Raw genomic sequence first — 20,005 nt, 5'->3', positions numbered from 1 at the left:
AATGTTGTCATAGTAAAGTTTATCGCGTATGGAGGCTAACTATTCACAGGAAGAAGTAGATGAACTGATCGTCCGTTTTTTGTCGGGGCAGGCTGATCTGCCGGAACAACGCCGACTGGAGGAATGGATCGCTGGCAGTGAAGCGCAGCGTGCTTATTTTCTACAGCTGCGCGATGCCTGGCAAGTTACCCGCGGCGCGGGGAATTATGATACACAGGCCGCGTGGGATGCTTTACAGGCGCAGGTTTCGCCGGTAGTGATACGTGGCGGCCAATGGAAGCGTTACCTCTATCTGGCGGCATCATATGTGTTGCCGTTCGTTATCGGCGGCGGTGTAATGTGGGCCTGGCATCACAGCGGGCATGCGGGAGATAAGCCTGCGATGGTGACCATCACCAGCCCGAAAGGCGCCACCACCCGCATTGAGCTGTCGGACGGTACGGAAGTATGGCTCAACGCCGGCAGCAAGTTACAGTATGCGCAATCATACAACACCGCGCGCCGGGAAGTGAAACTGGAAGGGGAAGCCTTCTTTAAAGTACATACCGATCCGCACAAGCCTTTCACCGTGAAAGCCGCAGACCTCCGCATCCTCGCGCTGGGCACGTCTTTCAACGTAAAGGCTTACCCGGAAGACCAGACTGTAGTCACCACGCTAGTAGAAGGCGAGGTGAAGATCGATGGTAGCCAAACACCACATCCTTTCAATAAAATGATGAAACCACATGAACATGTGGTTTATGAAAAACCAACAACAGGTAACGGTAACGTATCTACGAAACCTGCGAAAACGGGCGCTGGCAGCAGCACGGCAACGGCGCCCGTTATCAGCAGTGAAGTGAACAATACAGAAATATACACCGCCTGGAAAGACGGCAGCTGGATAGTAGCCGCCCAAACCATGAGCGAGCTGGCAGTGACAATGGAACGAAAGTTCAATGTACAGGTGATCATTAAAGATGAAGAACTGAAAGATTACAAATTCAGCGGCACCTTCCGTCAGGAAACCCTTGAGCAGATACTGAACATCCTGCGGCTTACCGCCCCGCTGAAATACACCATCAGCAAGGGCGTGGTGGAACTTACTGTGGACAAGGAACTGAAAGAAAAATATACAACAATACTAAAGGCGGCCGGGAAATAGCAGCGCCGGCCGGTAGCAGCACAACCAAATTTTATCACCTGTAAAACAACGTATCAAATTTAATGCACGATATGAACGACTAAAAAAATTGGGGTAATGCGACTTACCCCAATCAACGACAATCACCTGTATACAGCGGCCTTTGCGACGGGCAAGCTGTAGTAATTAATCGTTTAACTAAAATCTATACAAGTTTATGAAATCCACACCAAACCTGGCGGAATTTCTCTGCCCCAGGCGAAAATTATTGCTAATGATGAAGATGACGAGTCTGCTGATTTTCGGAGGGTTTTTACAGGTATCAGCAACTACCTATGCACAGGAAAAGCTCGAGCTGCACGCCGAAAACACGCGTGTAAAGGATGTATTCAAGTTAATTGAGCGTAACAGCAAATACCGTTTCTTCTACAATGAAGACTTTGCTGACCTCAACAGATCGGTAAACATTGACGTAAAGAATAAAAAGATAGACGATGTAATGGGTATGTTGTTCAACAGCTCCGGTGTTACTTACCGGGTGCTGGAGAATGACCTGGTAGTAATCACTCCCGCTGCCAATGCAGCACAGCTAAAGGTTTCCGGCCGCATCACCGATGCGCATAGCGGCGATCCGCTGCCCGGCGTAACCATCACCGTAGAAGGTACCTCCAATGGTACCGTTACCGATGCCAATGGCCGGTTCACCATCACCGTTCCCTCTGAGAACAGTGTGCTGGTATTCTCCTATGTAGGCTACAACGTTCAGAAAGTGGCCGTGGGCGGCCGTACGGACCTGACCATCAAACTGGAAGCCGATACTAAAAAGCTGGATGAAGTAGTAGTAATGGGTTACACCACTACCACACAGAAAAACCTCACCGGCGCCGCACAAGCCGTGAACGCCACTAAACTGAAAGATGTTACCGCCACCACGGTCGACAAAATGCTGCAAGGTAAAGTGAGCGGCGTTTTCGTTGGTAACAGCTCCGGCGATCCTGCCGCTGCTCCCGTGATCCGTATCCGCGGTAACGGTACCCTCACCGCCGGCAACGCGCCACTGGTAGTAGTAGACGGCATAATAGGCGGATTGCCCAACCCCAGCGATGTAGAAAGCGTAACGGTGCTGAAAGATGCCGCCGCCACTACACTCTACGGCGCCCGCGCCGCCAACGGCGTAATCGTTATCACCACCAAAAGAGGTAAAGCCGGTAAAACACAAGTGAACTTCCGCACCAACATCGGAACCGCACAAGTGAACAATGGCCGCTTCCACCTCATGAACGGCTCCCAGCTGTACGACCTGCAAAAGGCCGCTGGCGCGCAACTCGATCCATCTATCAGAAATCTGAATACCAACTGGGAAGATCTCGCCTTCCAGAAAGCATCCAACCAGAACTATGAACTGAACGTGAGCGGCGGCAGCGAAAAAACCAAGTTCTATCTCGGCGGTAACTATTATAAAGAAGATGGCATCGTAAGAGGTACCGGCGTTGAGCGTTACAGCGTACGCCTGAACATCGACCATAATATCAACGAGCGTTTCCGCCTGAGCGCCAACTTCGCCGGCGTACAACAGAACGACCACGATAATTCCAACGGATCGCTGTACCAAGTGTATACCAACATGCCATGGGATAATCCCTACGATGCGCAAGGCCGCCCGGTAAACCCGCAGAAAGCTGCTGTGTGGTATAACAGAGACCCGAGCAACTTCCTCTACGATCAACAATATAACTACGACAAACACCAGCGTCAATCGCTCGAAGGCTTGCTGAAACTGGAATACGACATCACCAAATGGTTAACGTTCAGCACCACCAACCGCGCGCAGTACTATCACGACCGTGAAGAATATAACGGCGATGTGAGAACATCTTCCGGCGGCGATGATCTCGGTAACCTCTACAACGGCTACGCAGATTCTGCCTCCTACATCAGTTCCAACCTGCTGCGCGCAAGATATACCTTCAATAAGGTACATCACCTGGATGGCTTGCTGGGCGCGGAATTCCAGACATCCAATCTGAATAACATCTATGCAAAAGGTAAAGGTATCCTGCCCGGTAAAGATGTACTCGATGTAACCGCTGCACCGGTAGGCATTGGTGGTAACAAGATAGAACGGGTGTTCAATTCCTATTTTGTACAAGCCAACTATAACTACAATTACAAATATTATTTCACGTCTTCTTTTAGAAGAGATGGTTCTTCCAGGTTTGGTATGAACAAACAGTTTGGCGATTTCTTTGCATTCGGCGCTTCCTGGGCCGCATCAGAAGAGGCTTTCATCAAACAGATCAAAGCGATCTCCAACCTGAAACTGAGACTGAGTTACGGTACCACCGGTAATGCCGATATCATCGACTACCTGGCGATTGCGCAATACTATGCCAATGTGCAATACAATGGCGTTCCCAGCGCCTATCCGCTGCGCGTGGGCGTTCCTGACCTGTCATGGGAAAAAGCCTATAACACCAACTTCGGTATCGATCTCGGTTTATTCAACAGGATTAACCTGACAGTAGAGTTATACCAGAAAGATAACAAAGGCCTGCTGTTCAACGTACCCTTGCCCGCCACCGTAGGCTACGCCTTCATTCCGATGAACGTAGGCACCGTGCGTAACAAGGGTATTGAGATCAACCTGAGCACTGATAATCTCGTAGGAGCATTTAAATGGAGCACCGATTTCAACATCGGTTTCAACAAAAACCGTATCACCTCTCTCTACGGTGATCAAAATTCTATCACCGATCCTGCCAGTGGTTATTACAAATTACAGGTGGGACAAGATATGCGCAGCTTCTACATGCGTAAATGGTTAGGCGTAGACCCGGCTAACGGCGATCCGCTGTGGGAGCAGGTTACCACCGATGCCAATGGCAAAGAAGTACGTACTGCCACCAACAACTATAACAAAGCTACCTTGCAGATCGTAGGTACTGCTACGCCTAAATTTTTTGGCGGTATCCGCAATGCCTTCTCTTACAAGAACTGGCAGCTGTCTGCCTTCTTCGCATTCGTTTCCGGTAATAAAGTGTATAACAGCAACCGTGAGCTGATGGATAACGATGGCGCCTACTCGCAGTATAACCTCATGCAGCTCGATAAAGGCTGGAGCCGCTGGCAGAAGCCCGGCGACAATGCCACCCATCCTAAATATGTGCTGGATGGTAACCACAACTCACACAAACCATCTTCCCGTTTCCTGGAAGACGGCAGCTACCTGCGCCTGAGAAATGTGAACCTGAGCTACGGCCTGCCTAAAACATGGCTCGACCGCGCCCGCATCCGCGGCGCCCGTATCTCGGTTGGCGGCGACAACCTGTGGACGCTCACCAAATTCTCCGGTATCGATCCTGAAGTGGACGATCGCGGTATCAACGGTGTGAAATATCCATATGCCACCAAATGGTTCGCCGGACTGGAAATTAATTTTTAACAGGTGCTAAAAAAGAAGATCATCATGAAGCATATATCAAAATACTTTGCAGGACTGTCATTGCTGCTGCTGGCATCTTCCTGCTCCATGAAAAAAGAACCGCACAATGCCCTGTCTAATGATGCGGCATTGAATGACCCCAGCAAATGGCCGATCGTTACCGGTGGTAACTACGCCCTGCTGAAAGAAGAAGCCTTTACCCGTAACTACTGGCAGATAGGGGAGTTCCCGAGTGACGACATCGCGCTGAGCGGTACCACCACCGACCCGCTGTTCTATTCTTACACCTACGGCCACCTTACCAACCAGGGTAATACCAATGCCTACTGGCGTGCCGCCTATCGTGCTATCAACGGCTGTAACATGCTGCTGGCGGTAATGAAAGAAGGTACTTCCGCAGATGTAGATGAACTGATCGGAGAAAACCTCTTCCTGCGCGCATTTGCGCATCACAGCCTGGTACGTACTTTCGGCCGTCCGTATGCGCAAGACCCCACCACCAACCTGGGTGTGCCCATCGTCACCAAATTCGATATGACGGCAAAGCCTAAACGAAATACGGTGAAAGAAGTGTACGACCAGGTGATCGGTGATCTTGTACATGCCAGAAGGCTGATGAACAGCAGCAACAGCAACAGCTATGCCTCCAAAGAGGTAGCCATGGCGCTGCTGGCAAGGGTTTACCTTTACAAAGGACAGAACGACTCCGCCCGCATCTATGCTGATTCTGTTATCAACTCCGGCCGCTACTCGCTCGTAACTACCGCCGATCTGTCCGCGTATTACACCAAAGGCAACGAAGGTAATCCGGAAACCATCTGGGCTATCCATCACACCTTGCAGGACGACCGGCAGTGGAACGCTATCGGCTCCATGTACTATACATCTCCCGGCGGTATGGGTTGGGGCGAGATCTACGCATCTGCCGCTTACCGCGCATTGCTGGATAAATATCCGCAGGATGTGCGTCACGCCTTCGTTGAGCCACTGGTGCTGAAAAAAGCCAATGGTCAGGATTCTACCAGACCCGATGGCAGCAAAGTAATTGCCACCCGCGGTAAAGCCGGTGGTGTGCAGGTAGAGAAATGGTTTATCAAAAAATTCTCTAATCAGGATAACATTCCTACGCTCAGCTCCCCTGTGGTGCTGCGCCTTGCAGAGATGTACCTGATCCGCGCAGAAGCCGCCGCCAAACTGGGCGACAACCAATCCGCCATCGATGACGTGAACACCATCCGCAAACGTGCCGGCTTGTCTGGCGCAGCACTGTTCAGCACCTCCGATCTCAAAGGGTATGCTACCGTGCTGGATGTAGTGCTCGACGAAGCCCGCCTGGAGCTGGCTTTCGAAACCCATCGCTGCTTCGATATCTTCCGTAATAACCGGGATCTCGTCAGGAATTATCCGGGCTATCATCCGGTGAACCCGCAAACAGTGAAATATACGGACCCGCGCGTGGTGCACTTTATACCAGAACAGGATATTGTGTTGAATTCAAATCTGCAACAGAATCCATAGGATATTTGAGGATTTATTGATTTACGGATTTATAAATTTGTGGAGAATCTGAAAGCAGCTATAAATTCATAAATTCATAAATCCGTAAATCAATAAATCCTCAAATATTCCACAAACTTATACCAAATGATAAAAGGAGGACTCATAGCAACCGGATTGTTGTTGGGCCTGTATAGCGCCACCACGGCCCAACAGGTGAAATATACCAATGGCAATAGCAGCTGGGATGCCGATTCGCTCGGCAATCATCGCGCGGTAGTTGCTTTCAACGGCGCCGGTAAGGTAGCCCGGGTGATCATCCCCTGGCGCCGCCGTGATGAACATCCGGAGCAGAAACGCATCATCATCCAGGATGCTAAAACAAAACAAAAGATCACGAACGTAAAAACGTTGGTGCTTGACCGTGAGAAAGGAGATATCTGCTTCGAACCGGCTTCCGGCAGGGGCGATTACTATATCTACTACCTCCCTTATAAGAATGAGGGCCGCTCCAACTATCCCCGGGGCGTATACCTCACGCCTGAGCAAACGGCCGACAACAGCTGGTTACAGGCCATCCCGGCCGGTATCCGGCCCAATGCAGCAGTAAAAGAATTGCAAGCGGTAGATGACTTCAACAGTTTCTATCCGATGGAAGTAATTGCCACCGCCGCCGAAATGAAACAACTGCTGCTGAAACACCCGGGGGCAGGCTATCTTGTGTTCCCCGAGAACCGCGAGTTCCCCATTAAAATGACAGAAGACCTGCCGCAACGCTGGATGCAGCAAGGGCCTTCACAATCTTTCAAAGGCCAGGCTGATAAAGGAGAATACTATGCCTACCAGCTGGGTATCTATGCCCTCAAGCCTCTGAGCAATGTCAGCATCTCCTTCTCTGACCTGAAAACCGCCGATGGCAAAGTGATCGCGGCCACACAACAAAGCTGCATCAATACCAATGGCACCACTTACGATGCCAGACCTTTCACCAGCGTAGTAAATGTACCAGCAGGAAAAGTACAGGCGATGTGGTGTGGTGTCGATGTGCCGAAAGACGCTGCCGCAGGCACTTACAGCGGTATCGCCACCGTAAGGGCAGATGGCATGTCCACCATCCCTGTAAAGGTGACACTAACGGTAACGCCTAAACTGGCAGTGAACAGCGGCTTCAACGAGCCCTGGAAACAGACCCGCCTCAAATGGCTCAACTCCACACTGGCACAGGATAATGCCGTGATCGCGCCATACACGCCACTGGAGCTGAAAGACACTGTGATCAGCCTCCTTGGCCGCAAAGTAGGCATCAACAAAGATGGCTTCCCGGCACAGATACAGACCTTCTTCACACCAGAGATGACGTCTTTATCTACCCAGCCTAAAAATATTCTCACCGAACCACTACATTTCCATTTCATCGCCGCCGCTGACGGCAAAGACCTCAAATGGCAAAGCAATGGCTGGCAGGTGACTTCCCGCGATGCCGGCAAGATCACCTGGAAAGCGGTGAACACCGCGCCTGGTCTGCAAATGGAGATCAACGCTGCCATAGAGTTTGATGGCGCTATCGAGTACGCGGTAAAAGTGACCGCCCTCGAAGAGGTAGCCCTCAAAGATGTGACCATGCACATCCCGCTGGATAAAGGCGCCGCCAAATACATGATGGGCCTTAACCAGAAGGGCGGCATCCGCCCCGAACAGATCAACTGGAAATGGGATGTAAAAAATAAAAACCAGGATGGCGCCTGGGTAGGCGATGTAAACGCCGGCCTGCAATTCACCCTCCGGGATGAAAATTATGTGCGCCCGCTCAACACTAACTTCTACCTGCAAAAGCCTTTGCTGTTGCCCACTTCCTGGGGTAATGGCGATAAAGGCGGCATCAGCATCGGCCTGAAAGGCAAGTCCATACTGGTCAACAGCTACAGCGGCGAACGTACCATGCACAAAGGAGAGGTGTTGTATTATAATTTCCATCTCTTCGTAACACCGTTCCATCCGATCAATACAGATTTCCAGTGGGCTACGCGTTTCTATCACCGCTATAACAACCTCGATTCTATCAAGGCTACCGGCGCTACTGTTGTGAATATCCACCATGGTAACGAGATCAATCCCTGGATCAATTATCCGTTTATTGAATGGAAAAAGATGAAGGATTACATTGATGAAGCCCATAGCAAAGGCCTGAAGGTGAAGATATACAACACAGTACGCGAGCTTTCCAACCACGCCTGGGAAACCTTCCCGCTGCGCAGTCTGGGCCACGAAGTGTACAGCCCCGGCAAAGGCGGCGGCTTCTCCTGGTTGCAGGAGCACGTGGGTAAAGACTATATCGCTGCCTGGTTTGTGCCGGAAGACAAAGACGCTGCCATCATCAACAGTGGCATGAACCGCTGGCATAACTATTATGTGGAAGGCATGAACTGGCTCGTTCAGCATGTAGGCATCGATGGTATCTACCTGGATGATGTGGCTTTCGATCGTGTAACCATGAAGCGCATCAAGCGTGTGCTCACGCAGAACGGCCACCCTGGCATCATTGACCTGCACTCGGCTAACCAGTATAATAAGTCAGATGGTTTCATCAACAGCGCCATGTTGTATATGGAGCACTTCCCGTACCTCAACCGGCTTTGGTTCGGCGAATACTTCGATTATGAACACAACGATCCTGATTTCTTCCTGACAGAAGTAAGCGGTATTCCGTTCGGTTTAATGGGAGAGATGTTGCAGGACGGCGGCAATCAATGGAGAGGTATGGTATATGGCATGACCAACCGTATGCCCTGGACCGAAAACTCCGATCCACGGCCGATCTGGAAGGTATGGGATGATTTCGGGATGAAAGGTACACAGATGATCGGTTATTGGGTAGATAACAATCCGGTTAAAACTGATAACCCGCTGGTACCGGCTACCATTTACAAGAAAGATGGCGCGGTGCTGGTATCCCTTGCCAGCTGGGCAAAGGAAGATACTACTATCAAACTCACGATCGACTGGAAAGCTCTCGGCCTTGACCCGGCAAAAGCGGTAATAACGGCGCCGGATATACGTAATTTCCAACAGGGGCAGGTATTCGCCAAAGACGCCGCCATACCAGTAGCGAAGAATAAAGGATGGCTACTTATCATTAAATAATTTATGGATTTACGGATTTTTTGATTTACGGATTTATGAATTTGAGACTTCTCCCAAATCCCTAAATCCGTAAATCAAAAAATCCCTAAATCAAAACTTCTTTCCTGGTATCTCTACTCTGAATGTCTCTACGCATTTTCTGTCTTGCAGCGTTACATAAACGGTTTTGCCGTCTTTATCGCCGAAGATCAGGTTGCTGCATTGTTTCCCTTTGAGCGGCACTTCGCGGATCAGTTCTCCTTTGGGTGAGAGCACGGCGATCACGCCTTTACCCCAGCGGGCTACATAGAGGTTGCCGGCTTTGTCGCACTTCATGCCATCGAAGCCGAAATCGGGGAAGCTGGCGAAGAGGGTTTTGTGGGAGATGTTGCCGTTTTTATCCACGTCGTATTTCCAGATGTTGCGCTGGATGCTTTCATTGACGTACAATGTTTTTTCATCAGGACTGAGTTCAATGCCGTTGGTAGTGCCCATATTGGTTTCGAGCAGTACGGGCTTGCGGTTACGGTCGATGCGCCACAGCTGGCCCTTGCTGTTTTTCCAGTCGGGGTCGGAGGCGAAGATCTGATCTTTTTTGTTGAGGCAAAGGTCATTCGGCTGGTTAAATTTGCTGGAATGCACGTACACGCTCACTTTGCGGGTTTTCATATCTACCGTAAGTACATTGTGCCCTTTGAAATCGGGCAGGTACATCACGCCTTTGCTGTCGAAGTTGACGCTGTTACCGATGCTGCTATCGGGCAGTGATACGAAGATTTCGCCGGCGCCGGTTTTGGTATTGATCTTTCCAACGGTACCGTCGTGCTGGAAGTTCACCACATAGAAATTGCCGGCTTTGTCGAAGTTCGGGCCTTCAATATTTACAGAGAACATATTTTCGGCGGTGAGGTCCTGGGCTTCATAAAGTGGTCTTTGCTGGGCCAGGGCGGAAAGGGTACATCCGGCCATTAGCGCCAGCAGGCTGATCTGCTTTATCATGATGAGGATTTTTTTGGAGCTTAAAATAAGCATTTTTTTATCTTTCCGGCAGCAGGCGGGCTGATGTTCCTAATTTATTATTTTTGCCCGCATGATTCATGTTTCGGAGTTTAAAGACCTGGCGCACCTGACGATTCACAAGGTGGGCAATTCATCCAACGAGGAGCCGCTGGTTTGTTCAAAAGCGCCACTGCAGCTGGAAGATGAAACGATCAGCCAACTGCTGATCACTTACTTTATCCAGCCCTTTGCCAATGCCGCCGAATATTTCAGATTTTTTCATGACGCCGACCTGCAGCTGAATGAGATCTTTCAATATTGTAGACGTATATTTACCAACCAGGATGAGTTTCAGGAGCAATCCGTCAACATTGCCAAACATCTATATAAACATTCCACCCATCCAAAAATAAAAGGAGGGGAGCTCTATATTGCCTACTTTAGCAAATGTCTTGTGGATGGAGAAGAGATAGAAGCCATCGGTATCTTTAAATCGGAAAACCGCGATACCTATCTGAAAGTGTTCCTCTCGGATGATAATTACCAGGTCAACTATGAAGATGGTATCAACATCAACAAACTGGACAAAGGTTGTCTGATATTTAATACAGAAGAAGAGCACGGATACAAGGTAAGTATCGTTGACAGTATCGGTAAACAAACCGAAGCAGTGTACTGGAAAGATGCCTTCCTGCAGGTGCAGCGCCGGGAAGATAGCTACCACCAAACAGAAACAGCAGTGAACATGTGCAAACAGTTTATCCATGATAAACTGCCAGCCGAATATGAAATAGATAGAATCGACCAGGTAGATCTCCTGAATAAATCAGCCGCGTATTTTAAGGAGAGAGAACAGTTCCAGATGGACGATTTCGCGAAGGAAGTACTGGGCCACCCCGAAGCCATCGCGTCTTTCAAAGAATATAGAGAACATTACGAACAGGAATATCAGCAGTCTATTCCTGACGAATTTGAAATATCCGCGCCAGCCGTAAAGAAGCAGCAGAAAATTTTCAAAAGCATATTGAAGCTGGACCGCAATTTCCATATTTATATTCATGGCAACCGTGAGATGATTGAACGGGGTTTTGATGAAGCCACTAACATGAACTATTACCGGCTCTTCTTTGAGAACGAGTCGTAACCCTTTGTTGATATGGAGGAGAGAGCGTTGAAAGGGAGATGATCACATTGATTTTTCAAGATTTTCTCATAAGCAAAAACCAATTATTAACAAAGGCTGCTCCTTCTGGGCGGCCTTTTCGATTTGCCGCAAATAGCGTTAAATTTACAGGAACCCTTCACCTGACCCGCTATCATGAAAGCAGATAAAACAAGCCGCACCGCCCAGTATATGGCCTTGTTCCGGGCGCTTGAAAATACCCGTAAGCCGGACGATCGTTTATTCACCGATCCTTATGCTGTTAATTTCATTGAGCCGCAGCTGCGCTTCGCCGTGAAAGTATCTGCATGGCCCGCTGCCCGCAGGTACATTGAGCGCACCATCCATCAACGCATTCCAGGCGCGCTTTCTTCGGGGATCGCACGCACCCGTTATATCGATGATCTGCTGCAACAGACCGTACAGCAAGGCATCCGCCAGCTCCTGATCCTGGGCGCCGGCTTCGATACGCGCGCGCTGCGCCTCGATTTCCTCAGGAACCTGCCTGTGATAGAAGTAGATCACCCCAATACCTTCGCGCATAAAATGGCGGTCTTTCGCCGGCAACAGGCGCAATTGCCCGCCAATATTACTTTTTGCCAGGTCGATTTCAACCAGCAAGGGATCAACGATCCCGATACACTGAAAGCCGTTGACCTCCGCCTGCCCACTACAGTGATCTGGGAAGGAGTCACCAACTACCTCCACGCCGAAGCGGTGGCGGCTACTTTCACTTTCATTGGCAAGTTGCCCAAAGGTTCATTCGTGATATTTACGTATATCCATCAACGTGTGTTGGACGAGCCTTCCGCTTTTCTGGGAGGAGAAACGTTGTTGAGCAACCTGGAACAATTGCAGGAACGCTGGACCTTCGGGCTTTATCCGGAAGCAGTGGCAGACTACCTGCAGCAGTTCGGGCTTAGGCTCCTGGAAGACAAAGGCGCTGATGAGTACCGCCAACAATATCTTCCGGCAAGAACAGAGGAAGGGTATGAATTTTACCGGGTAGCGATAGCAAGAAGAGATTAAATGAAAAAAGACAACCCGGAGGTTGTCTTTTTTATTGATCATTATTTTGAATTTTCTGGTTTGTTACCGCCGCCGCTGTTATTAGGCCTTGGTTTGTGCCTGGGTGGCCTGCGGTCTTGCTTCGGCCCCTGCTGCTGCGGGTTTTCGGGTTTAGGTCCCTGCTGCTGGCGATGTTGTTGCTCTTGCTTTGCCTTGGGCTGGTTTTGGCCGCCACCCTGTTTCTGTTGCTGGGGGCGGTTTTCAGGGCGCTGACGGCGTTCCTGCTGTTGCGGGCGCTGTGCTTCCTGTTTCTGGCGAGGCTGTTGTTCCTGCTTTGCTTGCTCGTTACGGCCGCCAGGTTTCTGTTCCCCTTTCTGTTGTTTCTGACGGTCTTTATCTTTCTGCTTACGCTTCTGTACTGTTTTTTCCAGTGATTTCAGACTGATCTGTCCTACTACATCCGCGAAGCCAAGATCCGCTTCTTTGGGTTTCGCCGTCACCACTTCCACTGCTTTGAGATCATCCGGCTTAATGCCCTGTTTGTTGAGCTGACGGATTTCTTTGGCCCTGGAAATAGTAAGCGGGTATTGTTTGTTGCTGCCCTCATAGGAGTACCACATGAGGCTTTTGAAGATATCTCTTTTTTGCAGGGAAGCCACGCCGTTGGCGGTTTCTATCGTGTCTGCATCTTCCGGGAAATCTTTCAGCGCATCGAGGTAGGTATCCAGTTCATAGTTGAGGCAGCATTTGAGGCGGCCGCATTGGCCGGATAATTTGGCCTGGTTGATAGAGAGGTTCTGATAACGGGCTGCCGTGGTGTTCACGCTTTTGAAATCAGACAACCAGGTAGAGCAACACAGTTCTCTGCCGCAACTGCCGATGCCACCTACTTTTCCGGCTTCCTGGCGTGCGCCTATCTGGCGCATCTCTACCTTGGCCCTGAATTCGGAGGCATATACTTTAATTAATTCACGAAAATCAACGCGATCATCTGCCGTATAGAAGAAGGTGGCTTTCCGGCCATCGGCCTGTATTTCCACTTCTGTGAGCTTCATTTCCAGGCCGAGGTTGCGCGCCAGGGCCCTGGATTTTATCAAGGCCTCTTTTTCACGGGCCTTGTTATCACTCATTCGTTGCAGGTCGTCGTTGGTAGAACGGCGAAGGATTTTTTTTACTTCGGGTGTATCCTCTGCACGTCGCTTTTTCATCTGAAGTTTTACCAGCTCGCCGGTGAGGCTTACTGAGCCAACGTCAAAGCCACTCACACCTTCTACCGTTACCATCTCGCCTTTGTCAAAGTGCTGTTTGGTTACATTGCGGTAGAAGTCTTTGCGGCTGCCATTGTTAAAACTTACTTCAATAATGTCAAATGGTGTTAAGCTATCTCCAAGCGGAATATTGGACAGCCAGTCAAATACATTCAGTCTGTTACAACCTCCTGTGCTGCATCCTCCATTACTCCTGCATCCTGACGGCTTCCCATCTACACCCGTACCACATCCGGCACAAGCCATATTATTAAATAGTTTAAATTTTATAAATAAGCATTTCAGGTCATTCCAATCCTTTAAAATACATTTTTCCAATTAGAAAAACAAAGGTGGAAGCAACAAAGATAAGGAAAAGCAGCACATTAGGCCCGGAAAGCCGTTTGTCTGTTACATCACTGGTAAAGGTTTCTTTTTGAATATATATTGCAGCTTGATGGACAGGGCATGAAATAACAACTTGGCGTTGGCGTTGCGTTCAATATAATAACAAGCGTTATCAAGCGCTTCACTGATCTGTTGCATTTGCTCCAGGTTGGCCAGTTTCGACAGTTTGGCGGAGAAGTCCATCTCTTCTTCCGAAAATGCCAGCTGTGCGCGATCCAGGAATTGCAGGCGTATCGTATGTTCCAGCAGGTTGATAAAATAGCGCAGGAACTGTTTCTGGTTTTCGCGGCCCGTTTTCGCGCTGCTGATGCCTTCTATCCATTCCTGTAATGCCACACGATTGCCGGTGAACAGGTAGTTGAGCCAGTTGCGCAGCAATTCGTGATAATCGTCTTCGGAGTGCTGTAACAGATACATCGCTTCGCGATAGTTGCCGGCGGTGATGGTGGCGATCTGCTGCGCCCGCGATGCAGGCACCTGGCCTTTCTCCATCAAAGCCGCTACCAGCGCGTCTTTCGCGATAGCGTTTATTTTAATGAGATGAGTACGGGAGAGAATAGTGGCCAGTATCTGTTCCTGGTTCTCCGCTATCAGGATGAACAGCGTATTCACCGGGGGCTCCTCTATGAGTTTGAGCAGGCGGTTGCCTTCGTTGCCGAGGTATTCGGGCATCCACATCACCAGTATTTTATAGCCGCTCTCAAAACTTTTCAGGTTGAGTTTACGGATGATATCCTGGCACTCAGTGGCAGTGATATTTCCTTGCTTGTTCTCTGCACCGATGAACTGTAGCCAATCGTAGGCATTACCATAAGGATGGGTGCTCACAAACTCGCGCCATTCAGTGATGTAATCGGTGCTAATGGGCTTGTCGCCTGATTTCCGCGGGATCACCGGATAAGAGAAGTGAATATCCGGGTGAATGAATTGGGAAGCCTTGATACAGGCGGCGCAGCGCCCGCAGGCATCATGGGCCTGTTTGTTTTCGCAAACAAGGTACTGTGAAAAGGCCAGCCCCAGCGGCAGTCCGCCTGCGCCTTCCGGCGCCAGCAGGATCATGGCATGACTGAGCCTGTTCTGTTGTACAGATTGTACCAGCTGCTGTGATGCAACCTGCTGTCCTATGATGTCTGAAAAAAGCATGGTCGCAAGATAATGAAAAGGGGCTTAATGAATGGTCTAATGCAAGGATACATAGCAAACATTGTCGAATACCCCTGAGCCGGTAATATTTCCGTTGGCGTAGAAAGTATAATTGCCGGACACTGTTTGATGTTTGGTGTTTATCCTGGTAATGGTCACCTGTGAGCTGTCGGTGGTGAGATAATTGTAATCGCCCAAACTGCGCACGCCTGCAACCACAAGCCCACCTTGTATTTTGCGTGACCTTGAGAAATAATATGTTTGCGTATGGATGCTGTCATCGGCGATCTTTCCATCTGTATAAGGGCCATCAATGATATTAATGATCACCTTCATGGAGTCGGACAGCGCTTCTATGCTCAGATACTTGGAGAATGCGCTGTCATTCTCCTGTCTGAATAAAGTTGCGCCAGACAGGTTCAGTCTGGAGCTGGTATCACCGATGCGGCCCATGATCGACATACCAGGACAGTTAATAATGGGGGTATCCACACTGGTCTGACAAGAAACAAGCATACCGGAGCTGACAGCACATAGCAATGCCAGTTTTCCAAAGAGTAGGTTGAGTTTTTTCATGAGCTTGATGCCACTTATGTATTAAAAAGCAGATACTAACCTGTACGACCATACGAACAGGGAAGCATTCACTGGAATGCAATTTCACTAACTAAGTTGGCAGATTAATTTTAACGACTGCGTTCTTATTTTTTCTCGATAGCCGCAATGACTTCTGCGGATTCCGGCTGTGTTTTAGGAGAGAAAACCGCCACCAGGTTGCCTTTTTCGTCCAGCAGGTATTTCTGGAAATTCCAGGTTACCTCGGCAGGCTCCAGGTGTTTGGCTTTGCTCTCATCCATCAGCCATTTATATAATGGATGTATGTCGGCTCCCTTTACAGAAATTTTTGCGGCCATTGGAAATGTTACCGCGTATTGTTTCGTACAGAAAGCCTTGATCTCTGTGTTGGAGCCCGGTTCCTGAGACCCGAAGTTGTTGGCGGGGAAACCAATGATCACCAGCTTATCCTGATACTTCTTGTATAATTTTTCCAGTCCTTCGTATTGGGGCGTATTTCCGCAGAGAGATGCTGTGTTGACAATCAGTATTTTCTTGCCTTTGTATTTGGCGAAATCAATTTTTCCTCCATCTATGGCATCTACCTTAAAATCATAAATATGTGAAGCTGTAACTGCAATGAACATAGCAACGGAGAGCATAGCTAATTTAAACATAAGAAATGTTTTAATTCGGAACGTTCAAAGATAATGGTAAATGATTGCCCTGTAAAGTTAATTATCCGTTATGAGAAAATTATAACTTTTTGATCAGCTGTAGGTAAAGGCCAGGGCACAGACGCTCACCTTAGCCTGCTGGTTTACCAGCGCCTGGCAACAGGCCTCGGTTGTAGCCCCGGTGGTGATCACATCATCCACCAGTAACAGGTGATGCCCCGCCAGGTTGGAGGCGGCAGCAAATCCGCCGGAAACGTTCTGCCACCGGTGGCTGCGGTCTTTCCGGGTTTGTGTACCCGTATACCGCTGCCTTTGCAGGAGCGCTGGCAATACCGCCTTGCCTGTAACGGCGGCAATGCCTTCCGCCAATAGCTGCGACTGGTTATAACCCCGCTGCCGCAGCTTATCAGGAAATAGCGGCACCGGCACAATACCTGTGATTTCGTGTAGCCATGTACTTTGTAGTAGCAAATGCCCCGTTCTCCGGCCAAGATACAACGCAATATCCTTTCGCTGCCGGTACTTGAAACGATGTATCATAGCTTGCAAACAAGACGATTGGCTGTAATAATAGGCTGCCATGGCTTGATCAACAGGAACACGCCCCCAAAAGATCTTTTCTACGGGGTTATGCTGGTATCGCTGGAAATGCGTGACTGGCAAGGTTTCGGCGCAGCGAAGACAAAGCAGCTCTTCTTTTTGTGGCAGGTCGGCGCCGCAGGATTCACAGCAATGCGGATAGAACAACCGCACCACGGAGGTTAACAAACTGGTGGTCATCAGATGAAAGATATGGTGGTTAGAAAACGTCAGAATAGCTGCTGGTACACTTCTTCCACTCTTCCTACTGCTATTACTTCGATATTAAATTTAGCGAAATCAATTCCTTTTTTGTTGTAACGGGAGATAAATATTTTTTCAAAGCCAAGTTTCTCTGCTTCTGCGATGCGTTGTTCAATTCTGTTTACCGCCCGTATCTCGCCACTGAGGCCTACTTCGCCGGCAAAGCAAACTTTGTTGGGCAGCGCATTGTCTTCATAAGATGATAGCAGTGCGCACAACACGGCGAGGTCTATTGCAGGATCTTCCACACGTATGCCACCGGCGATGTTGAGGAAAACATCTTTTACGCCAAAGTGAAAGCCGCCTCTCTTTTCCAGTACCGCCAGCAGCAATTGCAGTCTGCGCAGGTCGAAACCGGTAGCGGTGCGTTGCGGCGTACCATATACCGATTGTGTAACGAGTGCCTGTACTTCAACCAGCAGGGGCCGTAAGCCCTCCATGGTGGCGGAAATAGCAACGCCGCTGAGGAGGTCTTCCCGTTGTGATATCAGTATCTCTGAAGGGTTGGTGACTTGTCGCAGGCCGTTGCCGGTCATTTCATAGATGCCCAGTTCAGCAGTGGAGCCAAAACGGTTTTTGATGGTGCGTAGTATTCTGTAGGCATAGTGTTGGTCGCCTTCAAACTGCAATACGGTATCCACCATGTGTTCCAGTACTTTGGGGCCTGCTATGGAGCCGTCTTTCGTGATGTGGCCGATGAGGAATACAGGTGTGTTGCTTTCTTTGGCAAATCGTTGCAGTTCCGCAGTAGTTTCCCTGATCTGGGATACGCTGCCGGGTGCTGATTCGATGAAAGGGGATTGTAAGGTTTGTATAGAGTCAACAATTACCAGTTGTGGTTGCAATTTTTTTATTTCCTGGAAAATCGTTTGTGTGGATGTTTCCGTAAGTAGATAAAACTGGTCGTTGGTATTTTTGATACGGTCGGCCCGCATTTTTATCTGTTGCTCACTTTCTTCGCCACTGATGTAAAGTGTTTTAATGTGCTTCAGTTGAAGTGCATTTTGCAGAAAGAGTGTAGACTTTCCGATACCGGGCTCACCACCTACCAATACGAGGGAACCCGCTACTATACCGCCTCCCAGCACACGGTTAAGTTCATTGTCGGGAGTGAGTAAACGTTTTTCTTCGCTGGTGATCACCTCTGCGAGGTTGATGATTTTATTGGTGCGGTTGTTGCCGGATTCCTGTTGTTTCCAGTCTTGTTGTTTCAGCGGAATATCTTTTTGTACTCTTTCTTCTACGAAGGTATTCCACTGTCCGCAGCTTGGGCACTTGCCATTCCACTTTGCTGATTCATATCCACAGTTCTGACAAAAAAAAGCGGTTCTTATCTTACTCATAATTTTTAAAAAGAGGATGCTTACAAAGTAAACGGTTTTATCATTAACAGGTGGAAATGTTAAAAAGAGGTCCTTAGAAGGATGGAGTGAATACCCTAAAAAGAGAAAAGAGCCAAACGGAAGATTCCGTTGACTCTTTCTACTTACTAACCCATTAAATTCAGGTCTAAATTACTAAATGGGTTCAGAATAAAAAAGTTTATTTAATCGATGTGAATAACTTTTGAGGTATTTTTTTAATGTCAGAAAGTGGCTGCCATCGCTTGTTTCGCCATTATTTTCGTCCAATATTACTTTCATTGACAAGCCGTAAAATGTTGATAAATAGGGTTGATGTTATGGAAAATTGCATATGAAAAATGAGTAATAAGACTGACGGACTTGACTGACAAATGGACCGGATTTTTTCTGTATTTTGGCCCGGTTTTGCCACTATGGCAGTGTTAAATTTCTTGAGCGCGAATAAAAAGAGGGCCTGGCAGACAAACGCTAAATAAACCTTAAAATGGGTTCCTTGGAGAGATATTTGCGCAGATCAGATGCTAATTTTTATATCTATGACACCAGGAATTTTATTTGTATCGCTGATTTTTGTGGGGCTCAGCATGCTTGTTGGCTATGTCCTGAAAAGCAGGTTCAGGGAATATAGTGAAATACCCACTTCGTCCGGGCTTACCGGCCGCCAGATTGCGGAAAAGATGCTGCGCGACAACCAGATCTACGACGTGCAAGTGCTTTCCTCAGAAGGATTTCTTTCGGATCATTACAATCCTGCCAATAAAACCGTGAACCTGAGCCCGGAAGTATACGAGGGCGCGAATGTAGCCGCTGCCGCAGTGGCCGCCCACGAATGCGGGCACGCCGTGCAGCACGCTGCGGCTTATCCCTGGTTGGGGTTGAGGTCCAGACTGGTGCCCGCCGTGCAGTTCAGCTCCTCGCTGGTGCAATGGGTGCTGCTGGCAGGTATCCTGCTGATCAACCGCTTTCCGCAATTGCTGCTGGCAGGTATCGTGCTTTTCGCCGTTACCACCCTGTTCTCCCTGATCACGCTACCCGTGGAATTTGACGCCTCCCGCAGGGCGCTGGCCTGGCTGGACAGCAGCCGTGTAATGCAACGCGACGAGCACGACAAGGCTAAAAATGCCCTCTGGTGGGCTGCTATGACCTATGTGGTGGCTGCATTGGCCTCCCTGGCAACCTTGTTTCAGTATATACTCATCTTTATGGGAGCACGCAACCGGAACAACTAGAAAAGATTATCCATTTTAAGAAAAAGGCGCAGCCATCCAATGGCTGCGCCTTTTTTATCTTCATTATCCCTCTATTCAAAAATAAAATTTAACATCTTTTTAAATAATGTATTAAAAAAGTAATATTTTTATCCGATCAAAATCTAAAATTGCTTATTGAAAGGGGGGAAGAAAATCAACTTTAAGCC

The 20,005-nt window shown here is 48.9% G+C and carries 14 protein-coding genes; 7 read left to right on the top strand and 7 right to left on the bottom strand.

Going from position 1 to position 20,005, the window contains the following annotated elements; genetic code table 11:
- Window positions 1–28 precede the first annotated feature (28 nt).
- From FPG75_RS17840 to FPG75_RS17825, 4 genes are all read left to right on the top strand, one after another.
- On the top strand, window positions 29–1,144 hold the full coding sequence (locus FPG75_RS17840) for a FecR family protein (protein WP_143308430.1): 1,116 nt from the start codon (window positions 29–31) through the stop codon (window positions 1,142–1,144).
- Window positions 1,145–1,340: 196 nt separating this feature from the next.
- The gene (locus FPG75_RS17835; RefSeq protein ID WP_143308428.1) at window positions 1,341–4,565 is read left to right on the top strand and encodes a TonB-dependent receptor; all 3,225 of its coding nucleotides are present in this window, start codon (window positions 1,341–1,343) and stop codon (window positions 4,563–4,565) included.
- A 24-nt stretch (window positions 4,566–4,589) separates the two neighbouring features.
- Entirely contained in the window at window positions 4,590–6,083 is a 1,494-nt protein-coding gene (locus FPG75_RS17830) for a RagB/SusD family nutrient uptake outer membrane protein (RefSeq protein WP_143308426.1), read from the top strand.
- 126 nt (window positions 6,084–6,209) lie between these two features.
- Window positions 6,210–9,203 carry a glycoside hydrolase domain-containing protein gene (locus tag FPG75_RS17825; protein ID WP_143308424.1) on the top strand — a complete coding sequence of 998 codons (2,994 nt, stop codon included), beginning with the start codon at window positions 6,210–6,212 and terminating at the stop codon, window positions 9,201–9,203.
- A 90-nt stretch (window positions 9,204–9,293) separates the two neighbouring features.
- On the opposite strand, the gene FPG75_RS17820 is transcribed toward FPG75_RS17825, so the two are convergent.
- Window positions 9,294–10,181, bottom strand: a complete 888-nt coding sequence (locus FPG75_RS17820) for an SMP-30/gluconolactonase/LRE family protein (protein WP_143308422.1) — start codon at window positions 10,179–10,181, stop codon at window positions 9,294–9,296.
- A 91-nt stretch (window positions 10,182–10,272) separates the two neighbouring features.
- Here FPG75_RS17820 and FPG75_RS17815 point away from each other — a divergent pair, with 91 nt between their 5' ends.
- The gene (locus tag FPG75_RS17815; protein WP_143308420.1) at window positions 10,273–11,325 is read left to right on the top strand and encodes a nucleoid-associated protein; all 1,053 of its coding nucleotides are present in this window, start codon (window positions 10,273–10,275) and stop codon (window positions 11,323–11,325) included.
- A 174-nt stretch (window positions 11,326–11,499) separates the two neighbouring features.
- Window positions 11,500–12,372, top strand: coding sequence for a class I SAM-dependent methyltransferase (locus FPG75_RS17810; protein ID WP_143308418.1), 873 nt, complete (start codon window positions 11,500–11,502; stop codon window positions 12,370–12,372).
- Between the two features lie 41 nt (window positions 12,373–12,413).
- Here FPG75_RS17810 and FPG75_RS17805 read toward each other — a convergent pair whose 3' ends face one another.
- From FPG75_RS17805 to radA, 6 genes are all read right to left on the bottom strand, one after another.
- Entirely contained in the window at window positions 12,414–13,865 is a 1,452-nt protein-coding gene (locus FPG75_RS17805; protein WP_143308417.1) for a PSP1 domain-containing protein, read from the bottom strand.
- A 144-nt stretch (window positions 13,866–14,009) separates the two neighbouring features.
- The gene (locus FPG75_RS17800) at window positions 14,010–15,149 is read right to left on the bottom strand and encodes a DNA polymerase III subunit (RefSeq protein WP_143308415.1); all 1,140 of its coding nucleotides are present in this window, start codon (window positions 15,147–15,149) and stop codon (window positions 14,010–14,012) included.
- A gap of 36 nt (window positions 15,150–15,185) precedes the next feature.
- A complete protein-coding gene (locus FPG75_RS17795; protein ID WP_143308413.1) occupies window positions 15,186–15,725 on the bottom strand; it encodes a hypothetical protein in 540 nt (179 codons plus the stop codon).
- Between the two features lie 125 nt (window positions 15,726–15,850).
- Window positions 15,851–16,381: a glutathione peroxidase gene (locus tag FPG75_RS17790; RefSeq protein WP_201747981.1), complete on the bottom strand. Its 531-nt coding sequence runs from the start codon at window positions 16,379–16,381 to the stop codon at window positions 15,851–15,853.
- A 93-nt stretch (window positions 16,382–16,474) separates the two neighbouring features.
- On the bottom strand, window positions 16,475–17,161 hold the full coding sequence (locus FPG75_RS17785; protein WP_143308409.1) for a ComF family protein: 687 nt from the start codon (window positions 17,159–17,161) through the stop codon (window positions 16,475–16,477).
- Between the two features lie 29 nt (window positions 17,162–17,190).
- Window positions 17,191–18,567 (bottom strand): DNA repair protein RadA, encoded by a 1,377-nt coding sequence (radA, locus tag FPG75_RS17780; RefSeq protein WP_143308408.1) that lies wholly within the window; start codon window positions 18,565–18,567, stop codon window positions 17,191–17,193.
- A gap of 557 nt (window positions 18,568–19,124) precedes the next feature.
- Between radA and FPG75_RS17775 the strand changes: the two genes are divergently transcribed.
- Window positions 19,125–19,817 (top strand): zinc metallopeptidase, encoded by a 693-nt coding sequence (locus tag FPG75_RS17775; protein ID WP_143308406.1) that lies wholly within the window; start codon window positions 19,125–19,127, stop codon window positions 19,815–19,817.
- Window positions 19,818–20,005: the final 188 nt, after the last annotated feature.

The sequence above is a fragment of the Chitinophaga vietnamensis genome (assembly GCF_902167635.1).
Taxonomy (GTDB): domain Bacteria; phylum Bacteroidota; class Bacteroidia; order Chitinophagales; family Chitinophagaceae; genus Chitinophaga; species Chitinophaga vietnamensis.
The sequence above is the reverse complement of the archived record's forward strand: the minus strand, read 5'-3'. Positions and strand labels throughout refer to the sequence as shown.